The 16,959-nt window shown below is 69.6% G+C and carries 22 protein-coding genes; 11 read left to right on the top strand and 11 right to left on the bottom strand.

Going from position 1 to position 16,959, the window contains the following annotated elements; all coding sequences use genetic code 11:
* The first annotated feature begins 239 nt into the window (after nt 1-239).
* The 3 genes from EV141_RS07140 to EV141_RS07130 all read left to right on the top strand — a co-directional run bounded on the left by EV141_RS07140 (nt 240) and on the right by EV141_RS07130 (nt 2,562).
* Nucleotides 240-1,601 carry an HNH endonuclease signature motif containing protein gene (locus tag EV141_RS07140; RefSeq protein WP_157985524.1) on the top strand — a complete coding sequence of 454 codons (1,362 nt, stop codon included), beginning with the start codon at nt 240-242 and terminating at the stop codon, nt 1,599-1,601.
* Nucleotides 1,602-1,670: 69 nt separating this feature from the next.
* Nucleotides 1,671-2,288, top strand: a complete 618-nt coding sequence (gene pcp, locus EV141_RS07135; RefSeq protein WP_130485255.1) for a pyroglutamyl-peptidase I — start codon at nt 1,671-1,673, stop codon at nt 2,286-2,288.
* A 70-nt stretch (nt 2,289-2,358) separates the two neighbouring features.
* Entirely contained in the window at nt 2,359-2,562 is a 204-nt protein-coding gene (locus EV141_RS07130) for a hypothetical protein (RefSeq protein ID WP_130485254.1), read from the top strand.
* Between the two features lie 21 nt (nt 2,563-2,583).
* On the opposite strand, the gene EV141_RS07125 is transcribed toward EV141_RS07130, so the two are convergent.
* Both EV141_RS07125 and EV141_RS07120 read right to left on the bottom strand, forming a co-directional pair.
* A complete protein-coding gene (locus EV141_RS07125; protein WP_157985523.1) occupies nt 2,584-3,045 on the bottom strand; it encodes a HEPN domain-containing protein in 462 nt (153 codons plus the stop codon).
* Nucleotides 3,014-3,631 carry a helix-turn-helix domain-containing protein gene (locus EV141_RS07120; protein WP_157985522.1) on the bottom strand — a complete coding sequence of 206 codons (618 nt, stop codon included), beginning with the start codon at nt 3,629-3,631 and terminating at the stop codon, nt 3,014-3,016. The genes EV141_RS07125 and EV141_RS07120 overlap by 32 nt, the downstream gene beginning before the upstream one ends.
* 85 nt (nt 3,632-3,716) lie before the next feature.
* Here EV141_RS07120 and EV141_RS07115 point away from each other — a divergent pair, with 85 nt between their 5' ends.
* On the top strand, nt 3,717-4,301 hold the full coding sequence (locus EV141_RS07115) for a GNAT family N-acetyltransferase (protein ID WP_130485251.1): 585 nt from the start codon (nt 3,717-3,719) through the stop codon (nt 4,299-4,301).
* A 116-nt stretch (nt 4,302-4,417) separates the two neighbouring features.
* Here the strand turns inward: EV141_RS07115 and EV141_RS07110 are convergent, their stop codons facing one another.
* Complete coding sequence (locus tag EV141_RS07110) at nt 4,418-5,158, bottom strand: SDR family NAD(P)-dependent oxidoreductase (protein ID WP_130485250.1); 741 nt, start codon at nt 5,156-5,158, stop codon at nt 4,418-4,420.
* Nucleotides 5,159-5,245: 87 nt separating this feature from the next.
* On the opposite strand from EV141_RS07110, the gene EV141_RS07105 reads away from it, so the two are divergent.
* Complete coding sequence (locus EV141_RS07105) at nt 5,246-5,854, top strand: TetR family transcriptional regulator (RefSeq protein ID WP_130485249.1); 609 nt, start codon at nt 5,246-5,248, stop codon at nt 5,852-5,854.
* Between the two features lie 125 nt (nt 5,855-5,979).
* Here EV141_RS07105 and srmL read toward each other — a convergent pair whose 3' ends face one another.
* The gene (gene srmL, locus EV141_RS07100) at nt 5,980-7,110 is read right to left on the bottom strand and encodes a PheS-related mystery ligase SrmL (protein ID WP_130485248.1); all 1,131 of its coding nucleotides are present in this window, start codon (nt 7,108-7,110) and stop codon (nt 5,980-5,982) included.
* Nucleotides 7,111-7,332: 222 nt separating this feature from the next.
* On the opposite strand from srmL, the gene EV141_RS07095 reads away from it, so the two are divergent.
* The gene (locus tag EV141_RS07095; protein ID WP_130485247.1) at nt 7,333-7,662 is read left to right on the top strand and encodes a hypothetical protein; all 330 of its coding nucleotides are present in this window, start codon (nt 7,333-7,335) and stop codon (nt 7,660-7,662) included.
* 17 nt (nt 7,663-7,679) lie between these two features.
* Entirely contained in the window at nt 7,680-7,892 is a 213-nt protein-coding gene (locus EV141_RS07090; protein WP_130485246.1) for a hypothetical protein, read from the top strand.
* Nucleotide 7,893: 1 nt separating this feature from the next.
* Here EV141_RS07090 and EV141_RS07085 read toward each other — a convergent pair whose 3' ends face one another.
* The gene (locus tag EV141_RS07085; RefSeq protein ID WP_130485245.1) at nt 7,894-8,433 is read right to left on the bottom strand and encodes an NUDIX hydrolase; all 540 of its coding nucleotides are present in this window, start codon (nt 8,431-8,433) and stop codon (nt 7,894-7,896) included.
* A gap of 86 nt (nt 8,434-8,519) precedes the next feature.
* Here EV141_RS07085 and EV141_RS07080 point away from each other — a divergent pair, with 86 nt between their 5' ends.
* The 4 genes from EV141_RS07080 (at nt 8,520) to EV141_RS07065 (ending at nt 11,237) form a co-directional block, all read left to right on the top strand.
* Nucleotides 8,520-9,398 carry a YqjF family protein gene (locus tag EV141_RS07080; protein ID WP_241969148.1) on the top strand — a complete coding sequence of 293 codons (879 nt, stop codon included), beginning with the start codon at nt 8,520-8,522 and terminating at the stop codon, nt 9,396-9,398.
* A 74-nt stretch (nt 9,399-9,472) separates the two neighbouring features.
* A complete protein-coding gene (locus EV141_RS07075) occupies nt 9,473-10,039 on the top strand; it encodes a hypothetical protein (RefSeq protein WP_130485243.1) in 567 nt (188 codons plus the stop codon).
* A 157-nt stretch (nt 10,040-10,196) separates the two neighbouring features.
* Nucleotides 10,197-10,991: a PKD domain-containing protein gene (locus tag EV141_RS07070; RefSeq protein ID WP_130485242.1), complete on the top strand. Its 795-nt coding sequence runs from the start codon at nt 10,197-10,199 to the stop codon at nt 10,989-10,991.
* A gap of 48 nt (nt 10,992-11,039) precedes the next feature.
* Nucleotides 11,040-11,237 carry a hypothetical protein gene (locus tag EV141_RS07065; RefSeq protein WP_130485241.1) on the top strand — a complete coding sequence of 66 codons (198 nt, stop codon included), beginning with the start codon at nt 11,040-11,042 and terminating at the stop codon, nt 11,235-11,237.
* Here the strand turns inward: EV141_RS07065 and der are convergent.
* The 6 genes from der to EV141_RS07035 form a co-directional block, all read right to left on the bottom strand.
* Entirely contained in the window at nt 11,234-12,811 is a 1,578-nt protein-coding gene (der, locus tag EV141_RS07060) for a ribosome biogenesis GTPase Der (protein ID WP_130485240.1), read from the bottom strand. The two genes, EV141_RS07065 and der, sit on opposite strands and share 4 nt — an antisense overlap.
* On the bottom strand, nt 12,808-13,482 hold the full coding sequence (gene cmk / locus EV141_RS07055) for a (d)CMP kinase (RefSeq protein WP_241969147.1): 675 nt from the start codon (nt 13,480-13,482) through the stop codon (nt 12,808-12,810). Before cmk ends, der begins: the two co-directional genes overlap by 4 nt.
* 64 nt (nt 13,483-13,546) lie before the next feature.
* Nucleotides 13,547-14,653, bottom strand: a complete 1,107-nt coding sequence (locus tag EV141_RS07050) for a prephenate dehydrogenase (protein ID WP_130485239.1) — start codon at nt 14,651-14,653, stop codon at nt 13,547-13,549.
* On the bottom strand, nt 14,650-15,489 hold the full coding sequence (locus EV141_RS07045; protein WP_130485238.1) for a pseudouridine synthase: 840 nt from the start codon (nt 15,487-15,489) through the stop codon (nt 14,650-14,652). Before EV141_RS07045 ends, EV141_RS07050 begins: the two co-directional genes overlap by 4 nt.
* On the bottom strand, nt 15,479-16,123 hold the full coding sequence (gene scpB, locus EV141_RS07040) for an SMC-Scp complex subunit ScpB (RefSeq protein ID WP_130485237.1): 645 nt from the start codon (nt 16,121-16,123) through the stop codon (nt 15,479-15,481). Before scpB ends, EV141_RS07045 begins: the two co-directional genes overlap by 11 nt.
* The gene (locus tag EV141_RS07035) at nt 16,113-16,955 is read right to left on the bottom strand and encodes a segregation and condensation protein A (protein ID WP_130485364.1); all 843 of its coding nucleotides are present in this window, start codon (nt 16,953-16,955) and stop codon (nt 16,113-16,115) included. The genes scpB and EV141_RS07035 overlap by 11 nt, the downstream gene beginning before the upstream one ends.
* Nucleotides 16,956-16,959: the final 4 nt, after the last annotated feature.

Raw genomic sequence — 16,959 nt, 5'->3', positions numbered from 1 at the left:
TGGTCGTGGCGTCGGCCGTGGTGGGCGGCGAGGCGAAGCCTTGGCCGTGGGCGTGGCCGTGGCCGTGGCGCAAGGCGATGCAAGTCGATGCGAGGCGATGCGAGGCGATGCGAGGCGTTGACACTCCTCCCCGTGACCGGCGTCCGGGAGTTTCCCCCTTGTGTCCCCTCCGTCTATCGAACGTCGGTGGTCGAACATATATTCGAATGACACCAAACAGGCATTCGAGAGGGGGAACCGTGACCAACATCGCTGCGAGCCTCGACTCTGCCATTCAGGCGCTGCGGCGGGTTCCGCGCGACCCGCAGCAGCTTGTCTCCCTCGACGACGAAACACTGGTGACCCTCACCCGCCTCGCTGCCGAAGAGTCGCGGCTTGCGCAACTGCACATTTCGATCCTGGCCGGTGAAATTGCGCGCAGGTCTGCCCCCGAACTCGGCAGCGACGGGCTCGCACAAAAATCCGGCCACCGCACCCCCGAAGAGATGGTGCGGGTGACAACCGGAACCCGCTTGCTCGATGCGCGCGCGGCCGTCCGCATCGGGGCCGCAGCGGGCGCCTCTTCCCCCTCTCCCCTCACTGACGCAGTGCTTGACGGTCGCCTGAGTGTCGCCGTCGCCGATGCCGTCACGACGGGGCTTGGCGCGCCGGGTGCCGCCGTCACACGAGAGCAGCTTGACGCCGCCGCGGCCGCGCTGCTCGATCGTGTCGCGGGGCTCGACCCCGAGAGAGCAGCCCGCGAAGCGCGTTTCGCACGTGACGAGCTCGACGTTGCCGGCATTGCCACTCGCGAACAGGCGCTGCGCGAGCGGCGCGCATTCCGCATCGGACGACGAGCAGGGGGCGGTGGTTATGCACAGTGGGATCTGGACCCCGAGACCTTCGCCGTCGTGAGTGAGATTTACGATCGCGTGACGACACCGCGGCGGCGACAGCCTGAGTTCACGGCGGCATGCGGCGAAAGTGAGACAGGTACTGCCGTCGACACCCAGACGAACGGCATCGAGGCCGACGATCGAAGCATCGAACAGTACGCCAGTGATGTGTTCGCCGAGCTCCTCCGACAGGGTGTCAGCGCTGACACTTACCACCTGCTCGGCGATGCCCCGGTCGGCGTCCGCATCATCGTGGCGGCACGAACCCTGACCGAACGCCGTGGCGGTGGCTATCTCGAGGGCCAGGCCGACCCTGTGAGCGTCGATACCGTCGAACGCGTCGCATGCGCCTCCGGGTCAATCACCGTCAGCGTCGACGCCAACGGCCAACCGCTGAACCTGGGCCGCGAGCGGCGACTCTACAGCCGCGCGCAACGCATCGCCCTCGCAGCGCGCGACGGTGGCTGCCGCTGGCCCGGTTGTGAGCGACCGCCCAGCTGGTGCGACGCGCACCACATCAAACATTGGCACCGCGACGGCGGTCGCACCGATATTGCCGACGGCATCCTGCTGTGCCGACATCACCACATGCTCGCCCACAACAACGGGTGGGAAATCACACGCGCTGGCCCCACCTACCACCTGACCCCACCAGGCAATAGAGACGTGCGTGACATGCCGACCCGAAGTCGCGCGCTCCGCGATGAGCTGCGCGGTATTGCGTGAGTCTGTCGCGCCGATAGAGAGGGTGCGAGTGCGCGTGCGAGTGCGCGTGTCGCGTGCCAGGGTTGTCCCATGACCGCGCCCGCCGCCCGCACCGTGCTCGTCACCGGGTTCGAGCCGTTCGGGGGCGACAGCGTCAACCCGAGCGGCGACGTCGCCCGCGCCCTCGACGGCGAGACCATCGAAGGGGCCACGGTCGTGGGGCGGGTGCTGCCCGTCAGCTTCGCCGCCTCCGCCGCGCAGCTCGAGCAGCTGGTCGCCCTGCACTCCCCCGCGCTGATCGTCAGCCTCGGCCTCGCCGACGGGCGCGAAACGATCACCCCCGAACGCGTCGCCATCAACTATGCCGATGCGCGCATCCCCGACAACGACGGCGAGCAGCCCCGAGACGCGAGCCTCGACATCGACGGGCCCGCCGCCCGCTTCACCGGCCTCCCCGTCAAGCGCATCGTGCGCGCGCTCGGCGACGCCGGGCACCCGGCCGCCGTGTCGCTGACCGCCGGCAGCTACGTCTGCAACGCCCTCGCCTACCACCTGGGGGCCGTCGCCGAGCGGCACCAGATCGCCGCCGGCTTCATCCACGTGCCGAACTGGTCGGCCGACACCCTCACCCCGGCGATCCGCCTCGCGATCGCCACCGCGCTCACCCACCCCGACGACGTCGACGACGTCGGGGGCAGCATCCACTGACGGCGACTCCATCCACAGGCGTGACGGGTGCGGCATGCACGCGAACGCGTCGCGTGATGGGCTGGAGTCCATGAGCGACTCGCGGCAAACGACCCCCTCCCTCGGCTTCCTCTTCGCGGGCGCCATGTTCGTCGCCATGGGGTTCCTGTCGATCGTCATCGATGTGCCCGTGCTGGCGTGGTCCTTCCTGCCCATGGGGGCCTTCCTGATCGTGATCTGGTTCGCCAACCGTACGAAGGCCTCTCGCGACGACGTTGGCGGCAACAGGCACTGACGAACGGCTCGCCCGGTCGCGTTAAAACGGCGTGAGGTGAGGCAGCATGCGGCGAGCAGCGTCGAGAGCCTCAACCGCCACCTCGATTGCGTCATCGGCGTCACCGACAGAGGCAAGGCGGGTTGCCGCGTCGGGGTACTCGTTCGCGTTGCGCAGTCGCCGAATGCGGTCGACGCGACGACCGACGCGAAGGGGCGGGTCCAGCTGAGCCGACGCAGCCTCGGTCACCGCAACGTGGCCACCACGGCGCGTCGGCCGAAGACCCTGGGCCAACATCAGCGCGACGAGCGCCTTTCGCGCCGCGTCGTATGCGAGCGACACCGCACCAACCGGGTCATCGCGGCGAATCGTGCGCGCTGCCGTGATGTGCGCCTCGCAGATCGAAAGGGATGCTTCCGCAGCCGTCAGGTTCGGGGTCACCCGCTCGAGATTGCCGCTGCTCAGCAGCTGCTCAATGACCGCCTGGCCCTGCGCCCACGTCATGCTCGCTCCTTGTGTCGACCTGAAGATCGACCCATGGTCGCTCACGCACCGTCGCGACGAAGCCGTCGTCCACATTCGCCCACTGCTCGGGAGTCAGAGAGGTGATGTTCACCTCCCGCTTCAGCACTCCCTCGGCGCGCTCGGCGGCGTCGTAGAGGTCATCGAGATCAGCTCCTCCGACGACAAGCACGTCGATGTCGCGCGGCGGAGGCCCCGGCTTACCGCGCCGACGCGCAGCCCACGACCCGAAGATCATCGCCTGAGCGATGCCAGGCACTGTGGCGAGCTCTCGTGCGATGACCGGCTCGGGCCCGTACGTGAAGAGGGCGATCTCAGCCGTCGCCTCAGCGAGGGGGTGCGCACCGTTCGGCCGGTAGACGGCACGGCGGCCGACGAGCTCGCTCACCAACAGCCCGGCGTCGACAAGTCGCCCCAGCTCTCTCGTCACCGTCGGCAGACTCGTGCCGACCTGTCGCGCGAGCTCGCTCGCCGTCTCGCCCCGCTCGCTCAGCACGAGCGCAGCCAGAATCTGCCCCTGCGTGTCGGAGCGCAAAAGCGGAAACAGCGCCGACGACTTAACTTTCATAAAATGAATGCTAGCAAACGCTTTATGAAAGTTACAGCGCCGGCTTGTCGACACTGACTCGACCGCGGTGCACACTGAACCCACCATGAGCGAATCCGCCGCCGGCCTCACCGTCACCCCGGCCGAGCTCGTTCCCGACACCGCCATCGACGCCGTGCTCGGCGCCGTCACCGAGGCGTCGCGCTGCTGGTGTCGCTGGTGGATGCTCGCGAACGCCGACTACGCCGCCACCGACCCGCAGTCCCGCCGCGCCGCCCTCGACGGCGACCGCGCGGCCGGTCTGTCGACCGGCCTGATCGCTCACCGCGGCGAGGATGCTGTCGGCTGGGTCGGCGTCGCCCCTCGCCCCCGCTACGCGCGGCTCCCCCGCACGAAGGCCATCACGACCGCCGCCGGCGACACCGACTGGGCCGACGAGGGCGTCTGGTCGATCGTGTGCTTCACGATCCCGCGCCAGCACCGCGGACAGGGCGTCGCCCACCACCTGCTCGACGCAGCCATCGAGCACGCCCGCGCGAACGGAGCCCACACGATCGAGGCCTACCCGCACGACACCGACGTGTCAGCGAAGCCGGCCGGCAGCCTCAACACGGGCACACTGCGCCTGTTCACGGCGCACGGCTTCACCGAGGTGGGCCGCATGGGCCCGCGGGTCGTGGTGCGCGCGTAACGCGACAGGAGCGCAAAAAACGGGCGACAGCATCCGCGGGGCCTGGAACCCCCACAAACACTGCCGCCCGCCAGCGGCACGACGGAATCCGAGCCGTCGCGCCGCGCCTCGAGCCGTCAGCGGGCGGTGTAGCCGCCGTCGACGACGAGCTCGGCGCCCGTCATGAACGACGCGTCGTCGCTCACGAGGAAGGCGATCGCCGCCGCGAGTTCTTCGGGCTGCGCGATGCGGGCCATCGGGGTCGTGTCGGCGAGCATCTGCCGGTCGGTTTCGCCCAGAATTGGGGTGTCGACGAAGCCCGGGTGCACCGAGTTCACGCGCACGCCCTGCGTCGCCCAGCCGAGCGCGACCGACTTGGTCAGCGTGCGCACGGCGCCCTTCGCCGCGGCGTACGCGGGCGAGGTGCCGAAGCCGCCGACGATGCCGAACATCGACGACACGTTGACGACGGCAGCATTGCCGCTCGCCTTCAGCGCCTCGGCGGCGGCCTTCAGCCCGTAGTAGACGCTGTCCTGCGTGACGGCGATGACCTTCTGATACTCGTCGGTCGTGCTCTGCTCGATCGGCACCGTGTCGCCGATGCCGGCGTTGTTCACCAGAATGTCGAGCCCGCCGTGGGTCGACACCGTCTGCGCGACGGCCTCGGCCCAGCTGGCTTCATCGGTCACGTTGAGGTGCACGGCGCTGGCGGCACCGCCGGCCGCCTCGATCTCGGCGACAACCTCTGCCGCCTTGTCGTCTTGCAGGTCGGCGACAACGACGGTCGCACCCTCGCTCGCGAGGCGCAGCGCGGTGGCGCGGCCGATTCCGCTGGCGGCGCCGGTGACGATGGCCGTGCGGTTCGTAAGTCGGTTCATGATCGTTCCCTCCTTCGGCCGGCGGGGCGATCTGGGTGGGTCGCTGCTCCGGCGCGCTAAACGACAACTGTCGCATAGTATAAGCGCGTGGACGCCCCCGGTATTCCCGCCAGCACCGACGACCCGCGCTTCGTGCGCTCGCGAGAGCAGTTGCACGCCGCAGCCCTGACGCTCGCCCGCGACACCGCCGCCGCCGACATCACGGGGGCCGCCCTCGCCCGCGCGGCCGGCCTGCACCGCTCGACCGTCTACCAGCACGGCGCCGACCCGGCCGCGATCGTGCGCCAGGCGCTCAGGGCCGAACTCGACGAGATCCGCGCGGCCGTGATCGACCCGGCGACCCCCGACACGATCGTTGCCGCCATCGCTACCTCGGCCGAGCAGGTCTTCGCCCACATCGAAAGGCACGGGCCGATCTACGCGCGCGAGCTCGCCGCCGGAACTGCCGGGCTCGGCGCCATGCTCGCGGGGCACTTCGCCGCGTCCATCGACCTACTCATCGCACACGACGCGCTCACCCCACCCCGCGTCACGGGCGACGACGACGCGCGGTTTGCGGCAACCGTCGCCGCCGCGCTCGCCGCCAGCACGGTCGCGGTGGTGACCGTGTGGCTCGCAGACTCCGAGCCCCGCGACCGCGCATTGCTCACCCGCCGCTGGCGCGCGGTGTTGCCGCCCTGGTGGCCCGTGGGTTAGCCGGCGCGTGGCACGAGCGCGGCGCAGTGGTCGTGGACATCCATCCCGATCGGCGCCGCCCTGATCTTGTTCTGGTGGTCGAAGCGCCCCGAACGGTCGGAAGCCAACGACTGAGCACGCGCACGTTACCTCGCCCCGATCAGCTCGAGCCGCGGCCCGCGGTGCAGCGCCAGGTAGACCCGGTCGCGCAGCGCGTTCGCCTCGGCGTCGGTGAGGGTGCGGTCGAGCGGGCGCAGCACGATCCGCACGAGCGCGTTGACCTGACCATCGACGATGCCGAGGCGGTCGCGCGCGGCGGGCGGTAGCTCGTCGGCGGCGGTGCGCGCGATGACGGCGACCGATTCGAGGTCGTCGACCCGCGCATCCAGGGCCGATCGCACGCGGTCGCCGAGCGTCTCGTCGTCGTCCTCCGCCGCGACGACGACCGACAGGTCGCGCGTCACGGGCGGCATCATTGACACGGGCCGCCACGGCGACAGGTCGGTCATCTGCGAACGGATGCGCGCATCCGTCGAGCGCAGCACACGAATGTCGTCGATGCCCTTGCGCAGCATCAGGGCCCGATCGAGGCCCATGCCTAGGGCGAGGCCCGACCAGCGCGCCGGGTCGAGGCCCGAGCGCGCGAGCAGGCCCGGGTCGATCAGCCCGCACTCGGCGAGCTCGAGCCACTCCCCCGCGTGCCACACGTCGATCTGGCGCCCCTCGACCGTGTACGGATGCTCGGCGGGCACCGCGCGCCACCGCGCACCCGGCAGAACGGCGTCGACGAGCGCACCGACCAGCTCGAGCAGCTCGTCAACCGCGAGGCGCCCGGGCGCGCTCACCCGCCACACGTCGACCTGGTGAGGCGTGCCGACGTGGGTGCGGTCGATCGCGTCGCGGCGGTGCACGATGCCGGGCAGCACGAGCACCTCGTCGCGGTCGGCGTCGCCGTCGATTGCCCGCAGCAGGGCGGGGATTCCCGCCGAGGTGTGGCTGCGCAGCATCACGGTGGGGCTCACGTAGTGCGAGTAACGGCGGTCGCGGGTGATCGCGACGGCGTTGAAGCCGAGCGCGTCGTAGTTGTCGGCGGTGGCGACGAGCGGGCTCGAGCGCACCACGCGGTGGGGGTGCGCGCCACCGGCGGTCGCCGCGTCAACGAGCGCGTCGAGCAACCGGCTCATCGCGTGCGGCTGCTCGCCGGCCGGGGTGGTTGCGGGGTCAGATAGGTCGCGCACTGCGAGGGCAGCGGCAAGCGCGGCAGGGGTCAGATACATCAGGGTCGTCCTTTGATCTCGGTCGAAGAGGGGCGGGGTGGCCCTCGACCGAGTCGGAACGACTCGAGCGCTTACGCGTGCAGCATCAGCCCGAGTCGGCCGGTGTTCGGCCGAGGGCTGAGAAATCGCGGCTGCGCAGTCATGGGGTCGACGGTACCAGCGCTTCGCGGATCCGTCGCGCGGCGGATGGCACGCGCGGGCGCGGTGTGGTGGGCTTGGGGTATGTCCGACGACGAGCGCACCCCGAACCGCAACGCCGCTTTCCTACCCATCGGCATCACGTTTCTCGCCGTGGGGCTCGCGTTTCTGTTCGGCCCGTCGATCTCGCTGTCGTGGGCCTTCATCCCTATTGGCATCACCTTCATCGTGATCTGGTTGTCGGGCCGCGAGCAGGCCGATGACGACGGCGACGGCGACGGCGACTCGCCAAAGAAGCCCGACCCGAGGAAGGGCGACGGCTCGGTCACGCCCGTGAATGACACCGACCGGGGCGACTCATCTGACGGCACCGGTGGGTCCGGCGGAGACGGTGGCGGCGGGGGCGGCGATTGAGCGGGCTGGGTTCGCGGATGCGCGGGGTCGCGCGGCGCGCATCCGCCCGCGGAGCGCTGTGGGCCGGCATCGCCGCCCTCGCGCTCGCGATGCTGTCGTTCGCGATCGGCCGCTCGGGCAGTGCGGTCGTGCTGCTCGTAGTCGGCGGGATCTTGATCGCGGTCGCCGCGACGCGCCTGTCGCAGCTCGCGCGTGAGGTCCGCGAGGGCGGCGGCTCAGCCGGTCGGTAGTTCAGCCGGTCGGTAGTTGCGCGCGCAGGCGCGGCCAGCTGGACGCGAAGCCGGGGTGTAGCGGCAGGGTTTCGACGTCGCCGACGGCGACCCAGCGCAGTTCGATGCTTTCGGCGTCGCCGAGCACGGGGTCGAAGAGTTCGTCGACGCGGGCGACGACGGTGGTGTAGCTCCAGAAGCCGAGGTCGTGCACGCTGTCGAACAGCACGGTGAGCGTCTCGGGGGGAACCCCGGCCTCTTCATTCGCCTCACGCACGGCTGCGTCGGTTGCGCTCTCGTCGAGTTTGCGGGCGCCGCCGGGGATTCCCCAGGTGCCGCCGTGGTGCGACCATTCGGCGCGGTGCTGCAAGAGCACTCCGGCTGTGGGGTGCCAGGCGAGGAGGCCGGCGGCCCCGAAGCGGCCCCAGTAGCGCACGCCGTCGGGGCTTTCGACCCAGGCGTCGCCCGGGTCGCGCAGGTGACCCGGGGGCAGTGGCGGCGGGCGGCGATCGCGCGCGCTGGATTCAGCGCTTGCTTCGACGTTTTCGCCCGTGGTCGACATGGTCGAAGGCTACGCGTGTTGCCTGCGAGAACGCGCGCCGCGCATCCATCAGGAAAGCTATGTGCCTCGCGCGGCACACTGGTCGCGTGACCACACTCGATCCCGCGCCGGCGCACGACCCGGCCGACGGCCCCGCGCCCGCGCCGCACACCGCGCCGCCGCTGCCGGGCCGCTCGGTGATCCGCCAGCGCTGGAACCACTTCGTCTTCCTCCACTGGCGCGTCGACCCGTCGCGCATCGCGCCGCTGCTTCCCGCCGGAACCCGCCCCGACACCTTCGACGGCAGCGCGTGGGTGGGCCTGATCCCGTTTGTGCTGAGCGAGCACGCCTTCCTGCCACTGCCGCCCGTGCCCGGCTTCGGAACCTTCGTCGAAATCAACGTGCGCACCTACGCGGTCGACGGCGCCGGAAACCGCAGCGTCGTCTTCTGCTCCCTCGACGCGGAGCCCTTGCCGTCGGTGATGGCCGCGCAGGCCCTATTCGGCCTCCCCTACCGCTGGGCGCGCGCCGGCCAGCGCATCATCGACGGAACGATCGAATACCGCTCCCGCCGCCGCCGCGGCCCGCGCCTCGATTCGCGGATGCGCGCGCTCGTTTCCGATGCTCCCGTTGCGTCGCCGATGTCGCTCGCGCCCGATTCGGTTCCGGATGCTCGGGGCGCGTCCACGCGCATCCTCGCCCGCCCGCTCCCCCGCCCCGTCGACACGGAGCTCAGCCGATTCTTGACCGGCCGGTGGGGTTTTCACGAGACGCGGCTCGGCCGCACGATCTACGCGCGCAACCGGCACAAGGCGTGGCCGCTGGTCGAGGCGGAGCTGCTCGCCCTCGACGACGGGCTGCTGGCCGCAGCAGGATTCCCCGAGCTCGCGTCGCGCGCCCCCGACTCGGTGCTGGCGACGCCCCTCGACCACCCCGGACTCCTCACCGAGTTCGCTGCCGCCCGCCCCGCGACTCCTCCCCAGTAAGAGGTCGATCTCCGGCTGGTTAATCGTGTGGACAGTCGACCGGCCGGCGGCGGAGCACCTCTAGGGTTCTGCGCATGCCACGACGATCCCTCACCGCGGTTACGGGCCTGCTCCTCCTCGGCCTCACCACCACCCTCGTCGGATGTTCCGACACCACGCGCCTGCCCGACCCCACACCTGAGGCCAGTGCCGATCCCCTGTTCGCCTCCGACGAGGAGGCCCTCGCCGCCGCGGTCGAGGTGTACGAGCGCTACCTCACGGCAGCAGACGACGCACTGAATGACCCGGCACTCGCACTTGACAACCTCAATGCAATCGCGAGCGACGCACTGACAGAGAACATCGTCGCGATCAGGGCCAACCTCGAAGAGCAAGGCCTTCAAATTGTTGGTTACCGAACCATCGTCAACTCGATATTCCAAAGCAGTGTCACGGAGCACTCCAGCACTGAAGTTAGTTTCTACGTCTGTGAAAGCGTCGCTGACACAGACATTCTGAATGACGGGGGGATGTCGACGCTCGAAGATGACCGCTTAGTTCTTTCGGAGTGGATGCCGACAGTGTCTTTCGATGGAAGCAGCGAGGGGGAGGTCGTAGCGCGAGAGCTTTGGCAGGGCGGTGGCATCTGTGATGCCGAGTAGGCCAAAATCGCCACCGGCACTTTTCGTGGGCGCACTAGTCACCATTTTCATTTTGGTGAATCCGGCTCTGAACGCACACGCCGCGGCGCCTGCCAGCTCGGTCGAAGACGGAAACTTCGACCAATGGCAAGGCAACAACCCAAACGTCTCTACATCGATGACCGGTTCGAATGTCTCGCTCGGTGCGGAGGTGTCGCAGGGTGGCGGAGGAGGCAACTCGGGCTCGTCCAGCTCGAACTCCGGCAACCAGGGCGGGGCTCCGGCTGGAGGCTCTGGCAATGGTGGCGGCGGTTCGTCCGCGACCCCCGCTTACGCCGTCCCACCCGGCTCCACCGGCGTCGTCGACCCCGAGATCGTTTGCGACTACGACGGCGGGGTCGTCTGCCAGGGGTTCGCCATTCCCGACCTCGACGTGAACCCCGTTCCGGGTGACACGGCCGACGACTCCGACGCGTCGGGCCCGCAGATCATCACCCTCGCCGACATCGCGACCTTCACGCCGCAGTCGCCCGTGCAGTACATGCAACCCGACCGTTGGATGGTCGTCGGCTTGCCGACCAACTTCTACACCGACATCGCGCCGCACGTCGTCAGCGGGCAGCTGCTCGGCCAGCCCGCCGACGTGCGCTTCACCCCGTTCGCCTACGCCTGGAACTACGGCGACGGCACCGCCGTCACCCACCCCACCCCCGGCGCAACCTGGCAGACACTCGGCCTCAACGAGTTCGACCCGACCCCCACCAGCCACATCTACGAGGCCGAGGGCACGTACAAGATCACCCTCACCGTCGCCTATGCCGCCGAATACCGCTATGCCGGCGGCCCGTGGACCCGCATCGCCGGCTACCTCGAACTACCCGCCAACGAACTCATCGCCGAAGCCACTAGCGACGCCGTCACCGTGCTCGTCGACCGCGACTGCACTCGGGCATCCCGCGGCCCGGGCTGCTAACAGGACCAACGCAGGCATCCCGCAGGCGAGTCTTATTCACTCAGCGGCATGGCTGACAAACCCGCGGGACGATTCGACCGGTTCTACATTCCGCTCGGAGCCGCGTTCGTCGCGCTGGGCCTCGTCGCCATCATCCAGGGACTAGGGCGCGAAGGATCCATCTTCTTCTCCATTGGCGCCATCTTCGTCGCCCTCGGCGTGAACACCCGGCAGCGCGCCAAGCGCAACCAGACCGACAAGAACTAGCGCTGGCGGCGCTCCCGAACTCGCATGTTCACGACGATCGGGGTGCCCTCGAAGCCCCACGTCTCGCGCAGGCGTCGCGTGATGAAGCGGCGGTACTGCGGGTCGAGGAACCCGGTCGTGAACAGCACGAACGTCGGCGGGCGGGTCGAGGCCTGCGTGCCAAACAGAATGCGGGGCTGCTTGCCACCGCGCACGGGGTGCGGGTGCTCCGAAACCAGCTCCGTCAAGAACGCGTTGAACTTGCCCGTCGGAATACGCGTATCCCACGAGTCGAGCGCGACCTCCAGAGCCGGAACCAGCTTCTCGAGGTGGCGACCCGTGCGGGCCGAAATGTTGACGCGGGGCGCCCACGACACGTGCTCCAGATCCTGGTCAATCTCACGCTCGAGGTACCGGCGACGGTCGTCGTCGAGCAGGTCCCACTTGTTGAACGCGAGCACCAGCGCGCGGCCCGACTCGAGCACGAGGTCGATGATGCGCACATCCTGCTCGCTGATCGGCTGGGTCACGTCGATCAACACGACCGCGACCTCCGCCTTCTCGAGCGCGGCCGCCGTGCGCAGCGACGCGTAAAAGTCGGCGCCCTGCGCCATGTGCTGGCGGCGGCGAATACCGGCCGTGTCAACGAACCGCCACACCTTGCCGCCGAGCTCGATCTGCTCGTCGATCGGGTCGCGGGTCGTGCCGGCCAGCTCGTTAACGACGACACGCTCTTCACGCGCGGCCTTGTTCAAGAGGCTCGACTTGCCGACGTTCGGGCGGCCGATCAGCGCCACGCGGCGGGGGCCACCGAACTCGGTCTTCGCCACCGTCGACACCTCGGGCAGCACCGTCAGAATGTGGTCGAGCAGGTCAGCCACGCCGCGGCCGTGCACGGCCGACGTCGGCCAGGGCTCACCGAGGCCGAGGCTCCACAGCGCGGCGGCCTCGGGCTCTTGGCGGGCGTCGTCAATCTTGTTGGCGACGAGAATGACGGGCTTCTTCGAGCGGCGCAGCATCTTCACGACGAACTCGTCGGTCGCGGTCGCGCCGGTGATGGCGTCGACGACGAACAGCACGGCGTCGGCCAGCTCGACGGCGACCTCGGCCTGCGCGGCGACCGAGGCGTTGATGCCGGCGGCGTCGGGCTCCCACCCGCCGGTGTCGACGAGGGTGAAGCGGCGGGTGTTCCACTCGGCCTTGTAGGCGATGCGGTCGCGGGTCACGCCCGGCTTGTCTTCGACGACCGCCTCGCGGCGGCCGAGGATGCGGTTCACGAGCGCGCTCTTGCCGACGTTCGGCCGGCCCACGATCGCGAGCACCGGCAGGGCCGGCAGCGTGACGATGCCGTCTTCGCCGAGCTCAGCGCCCTCCAGCAGCGACAGGTCGTCTTCGTCGAGCTCGTAGTCGGCGAGGCCCGCGCGCAGGGCGTCGGCCCGCTGCTGATCGAACTCAGAGCGCTCGGGGTCGTCGTAGTCGACCGGCTCAGCGTCGACGATGTCGAGGTCGTCGAACTCGGGGGCAGAACCCGCAGAACCCGCAGATCCAGCAGAATCCGCAGAGTCGGCAGAGGGTGTCGAAGGCGTGTCAGTCATTGCTCAGTACTCAGTCCAGAGCGCACGGTGTCGATGAGCGCTTGCACCGTCTGCTCGAAGTCGATGTCGGTGGAATCAATCGTGATCACACCGTCGGCGGCCGTCATAAAGTCGACGACACGGGAATCTTGGCGGTCCCGCGAGGCCAGCTGCTGCGCGGTCGCTTCGGTCGTCTGGGCGCTCACCTCGGCCGACCGTCGCGCAATTCTAGCCTCTTCGGTGGCCGTCAAGAGAACCCGCACCGGCGCATCCGGGGCGACGACGGTCGTGATGTCGCGTCCCTCCGCGATGACACCGGGGCGAGGATGCTCGCTCATCATCCGCCGGAACATCGCGTTGAGCGCCTCGCGCACCTCCGACACCCGCGCCACCGCCGACACGACGGCGGTCACGCGCGGCTCACGAATGTCGGGGGTGATGTCCTCCCCCCCGACCCGCACGAAGTAGTGGTCCGGGTCCATGCCGGTCGCGTAGTCGAAGCTGCGCGCCCGCTCAGCCACCGCATCCGCGTTCTCGACGTCGATTCCCTCGTCGAGGCAGTGCCAGGCGAGCGCACGGTAGGCGGCGCCGGTGTCGAGGTAGGCGTAGCCGAGGCGGCGGGCGGCCTCCTTCGACACGCTCGACTTGCCGCTTCCGGCCGGTCCGTCGACGGCGACGATGATCTCGCTCACGGGCTACTCCTTCACGGGGTACGCGGGTATGGGGGTAACGGGGGTGGGGCTGCGGGGGTCAGGGTCAGTCGGTTCCGGCGGCGGCGATCTTCCAGCCGCGGGCCTCGAGTTCGGTGACGAGCCGCTGCTCGGCCTCGGGCACGACCGACACTTCGGCGAAGCCCACGGGGGCGCCGGGCGAGTGCTCGAGCCGCAGGTCTTCCATGTTGACGCCGAGCTCGCCGATCTCGGTCAGCAGGCGCGCGAGCTGGCCGGGGGTATCGTCGATCATGACGACGAGGGTGGCGTAGCGGCGGTCTTGCCCGTGTTTGCCCGGAATGCGCGCGACCCCCGCATTGCCGGCACCCATGAGGTCGGCAATGGTGCGGCGTGCGCCCGGGGCATCCGGATGCTCGAGCGCCTCGATCGCGGAATCCACGTCATCGCGCAGCCCCCGCAGAATCTCGGCGACGGGCGCGGCGTTGGCGGCCAGAATCTGCACCCACAGCCCGGGGTCGCTCGAGGCAATTCGGGTCACGTCGCGCAGGCCCTGCCCGGCGAGGCCGACGGCGCCGTTCGTGGCGCCCGTGAGGCGCGCGGCCATCATGGTCGCGACCAGCTGCGGCACATGGCTGACCATGGCAACCGAGGCGTCGTGGTCGGCGACCGACATCTCGATCGGCACGGCGCCCACGTCGAGAATCAGGTCTTCGATGGCGCCGGCGCGGCTGTAGGTGATGCCGTCGTGGCCGGCGAGCACCCACGGACGGCCGACGAACATGTCGCTGCGCGCCGAGATGGGGCCGCCACGCTCGCGGCCAGCCATGGGGTGCGTGCCGAGGTAGCGGCTCACATCGGCACCCATCGCGATCAGCTCGCGCAAGACGCTCTGCTTGACGCTTGCGACGTCGGTGACCAGCGCATCCGGATGCGCGGTGAGCTCACCGGCGACCGTCACGGCGGTCACGTCCGGCGGCACGCAGACGACGATGAGGCCCGGCTGGTCGTGCTCGCCCCGATTCGCCGACGCCGCGCGCCCCGCGCCGTAGTCGACGGCGAGCTTCACGGCCGTCGGCGACAGGTCGTCGAGGGTGACGTCAACACCCTTCTCGGTGAGCGCCAGGCCGATGCTCGTGCCGAGCAGCCCGGCGCCGACGATGCGCACGCTGCTCTGCAGTCGTCGGTCAGTCATCGGGAGCCCTTGCCCTTGCTCTTAGCCTCGGCGGTCGTGTCGCGCGCCGCGCGGGCGAGCGTCAGCAGCGCGCCGCGCTCCACTGTAGTGAGTTCGCGCATCTGCCCCAGCGGCAGCGGGCCGAGATGCAGGGGCCCAAACTGGCGGCGCACGAGCTCGACGACGGGGTGGCCGACCTCGGCCATCATGCGCCGCACGATGCGGTTGCGCCCCGAGTGCAGGGTGAGCTCGACCATGCTGAAGCCGTTCTGCGGGCTGCCGAGCAGCTTGGCGGCGTCGGCCGCGATCGGCCCGTCCTCGAGCTCGATGCCCTTCTTCAGCAGCGACAGCGTCTTCGGCGCGACGACGCCGCGCACCTTCGCGATGTACGTCTTCTCAACGCCGAATTTCGGATGCGCGAGCACATTCGCAAGCTCCCCGTCATTCGTGAGCATCAGCAGCCCGCTGGTGTCGGTGTCGAGGCGGCCCACGTTGTAGAGGCGCTCTTCGAACTTCACGGCGTACTGCCGCAGGTCGGGCCGGCCCTGGTCGTCTTTCATGGTGCTGACGACGCCGCGCGGCTTGTTCAGCATCACGTAGCGCTTCGTCTGGTCGAGCTGCACGGCGACGCCGTCGACGGCGATCTCATCGTTCTCGGGGTCAATGCGGCGGCCGAGCTCGGTGACGACCTCGCCGTTGACGGTGACCCGCCCCGCCTCGATGTACTGTTCGCTGACCCGGCGCGAGGCGACCCCGGCCGCGGCCATGACCTTCTGTAGCCGCTCCCCCGTGGGGGCTGCCGCGTCGTCCCACGGCGGAATCTCGAACGCGCCGCCGCGCGCATCCTTATCGGACATCGTCGAAGCCGTCCCGTCCGTCGTCGAGCAGCGGCGAGATCGGCGGCAGCTCGTCGAGCGAGTTGATGCCGAGCTGTGTGAGCAAGAGCTCGGTCGTCTCGTAGTGAATCGCGCCGGTCTCCGAGTCGGTGTAGGCCTCGGTGATGAGCCCGCGGCCGAGCAGGGTGCGCACGACCGAGTCGACGTTGACGGCGCGGATGCTCGCCACGGCTCCGCGCGAAATGGGCTGCTTGTAGGCGATCACCGCGAGCGTCTCGAGCGCCGCCTGCGACAGCTTCGCGGGAGTCTGGGTGTGCACGAAGTCGCGCACGACCGCGTCGAGCTCGCTGCGCACGTAGATGCGCCAGCCGCCGCCGACCTCGCGCAGCTCGAAGCCGCGGCGCGGTCGGGGCGTTCCGTCGGCGGCGGGCTCGCCGTCGTAGTCGGCGACCAACTCGGCGATGGATGCGCGCACCTCTTTCACCGGACGGCCCACCGCGCTCGCGAGACCGACCACGCTTTGCGGCTCGTCGACCACCATCAGGATCGCCTCGAGGGCGCGGGCGAGCTCGACGCCGTCGGGCAGGCCCCGCTCGGGCGTCGTGTCGGTGCCGTCGGGGGCAGCTGCGGTGTCGGTCAGGGTCTCACTGGCCATAGTCGGCTCCCAGGTTCACGAGGTTTTCGTCGCTCCAGTGCTCGGCGCTCCAGCGCACGGTCAGCTCGCCGAGCGGCTCGAGCTGTTCGAAGCTGACCGCCGCGTGGCGGTACAGCTCGAGTAGGGCGAGGAATCGGGCGACGACGACGCCCTTCTGCTCGGCGCCGGCGATCAGCTGGCGGAAGGTGAGGGGCTCGCCCGAGCGCAGGAGGCCCACGACGTGCGCGGCCTGCTCGCGAATCGAGACGAGCGGGGCGTGCAGGTGGTCGAGCCCGACACTGGGCAGCTCTCTCGGGGTGAAGGCGAGCAACGCAAGCGCCGCGAAGTCGTCGAGGCTCGTCGTCCAGCGCAGTTCGGGCTCTTTCTGGCGAAAACGGTCTTCGAGCCGCACGCTGCGCACGTGCCGAGCGGTCTCGGCGGCGATGCGTTCGGCGAACCAGGCGCTCACCTGTTTGAACGCGCGGTACTGCAAGAGGCGCGCGAACAGCAGGTCGCGGGCCTCGAGCAGGGCGACGTCTTCGGCGTCGACGAGCTCGCCCTGGGGCAAGAGGCTTGCGATCTTCAGGTCGAGCAGGGTGGCGGCGACGACGAGAAATTCGCTGGCCTCGTCGAGGCGGTCGGCGCCCTCAAGCTGACGCAGGTAAGAAATGAACTCGTCGGTGACGGCCGAGAGCGACACCTCGGTGATGTCGAGCTCGCGCTTCGTGATGAGGCTCAGCAGCAGGTCGAAGGGGCCGTCGAAGTCGGCGACGGAGACGCGGAAGCCGCTCGGCGCATCCGCAACGTCCGTCGGGGGCGCGAGCGCAGCATCCGCGCCGTCAGTGACCTCGATCGTC

This window comes from Microcella putealis (assembly GCF_004216575.1).
Taxonomy (GTDB): Bacteria; Actinomycetota; Actinomycetes; order Actinomycetales; family Microbacteriaceae; genus Microcella; species Microcella putealis.
This window is presented reverse-complemented; position numbering and strand designations above follow the sequence as displayed.

What these genes read in the sequence shown, in the direction of transcription:
- pcp (WP_130485255.1), top strand. Translation starts at nt 1,671, where the DNA reads ATGACCGCGCCCGCCGCCCGCACCGTGCTCGTCACCGGGTTCGAGCCG.
- EV141_RS07130 (WP_130485254.1), top strand. Translation starts at nt 2,359, where the DNA reads ATGAGCGACTCGCGGCAAACGACCCCCTCCCTCGGCTTCCTCTTCGCG.
- EV141_RS07125 (WP_157985523.1), bottom strand. Translation starts at nt 3,045, where the DNA reads ATGACGTGGGCGCAGGGCCAGGCGGTCATTGAGCAGCTGCTGAGCAGC.
- EV141_RS07120 (WP_157985522.1), bottom strand. Translation starts at nt 3,631, where the DNA reads ATGAAAGTTAAGTCGTCGGCGCTGTTTCCGCTTTTGCGCTCCGACACG.
- EV141_RS07115 (WP_130485251.1), top strand. Translation starts at nt 3,717, where the DNA reads ATGAGCGAATCCGCCGCCGGCCTCACCGTCACCCCGGCCGAGCTCGTT.
- EV141_RS07110 (WP_130485250.1), bottom strand. Translation starts at nt 5,158, where the DNA reads ATGAACCGACTTACGAACCGCACGGCCATCGTCACCGGCGCCGCCAGC.
- srmL (WP_130485248.1), bottom strand. Translation starts at nt 7,110, where the DNA reads ATGTATCTGACCCCTGCCGCGCTTGCCGCTGCCCTCGCAGTGCGCGAC.
- EV141_RS07095 (WP_130485247.1), top strand. Translation starts at nt 7,333, where the DNA reads ATGTCCGACGACGAGCGCACCCCGAACCGCAACGCCGCTTTCCTACCC.
- EV141_RS07090 (WP_130485246.1), top strand. Translation starts at nt 7,680, where the DNA reads ATGCGCGGGGTCGCGCGGCGCGCATCCGCCCGCGGAGCGCTGTGGGCC.
- EV141_RS07085 (WP_130485245.1), bottom strand. Translation starts at nt 8,433, where the DNA reads ATGTCGACCACGGGCGAAAACGTCGAAGCAAGCGCTGAATCCAGCGCG.
- EV141_RS07075 (WP_130485243.1), top strand. Translation starts at nt 9,473, where the DNA reads ATGCCACGACGATCCCTCACCGCGGTTACGGGCCTGCTCCTCCTCGGC.
- EV141_RS07070 (WP_130485242.1), top strand. Translation starts at nt 10,197, where the DNA reads ATGACCGGTTCGAATGTCTCGCTCGGTGCGGAGGTGTCGCAGGGTGGC.
- EV141_RS07065 (WP_130485241.1), top strand. Translation starts at nt 11,040, where the DNA reads ATGGCTGACAAACCCGCGGGACGATTCGACCGGTTCTACATTCCGCTC.
- der (WP_130485240.1), bottom strand. Translation starts at nt 12,811, where the DNA reads ATGACTGACACGCCTTCGACACCCTCTGCCGACTCTGCGGATTCTGCT.
- EV141_RS07050 (WP_130485239.1), bottom strand. Translation starts at nt 14,653, where the DNA reads ATGACTGACCGACGACTGCAGAGCAGCGTGCGCATCGTCGGCGCCGGG.
- EV141_RS07045 (WP_130485238.1), bottom strand. Translation starts at nt 15,489, where the DNA reads ATGTCCGATAAGGATGCGCGCGGCGGCGCGTTCGAGATTCCGCCGTGG.
- scpB (WP_130485237.1), bottom strand. Translation starts at nt 16,123, where the DNA reads ATGGCCAGTGAGACCCTGACCGACACCGCAGCTGCCCCCGACGGCACC.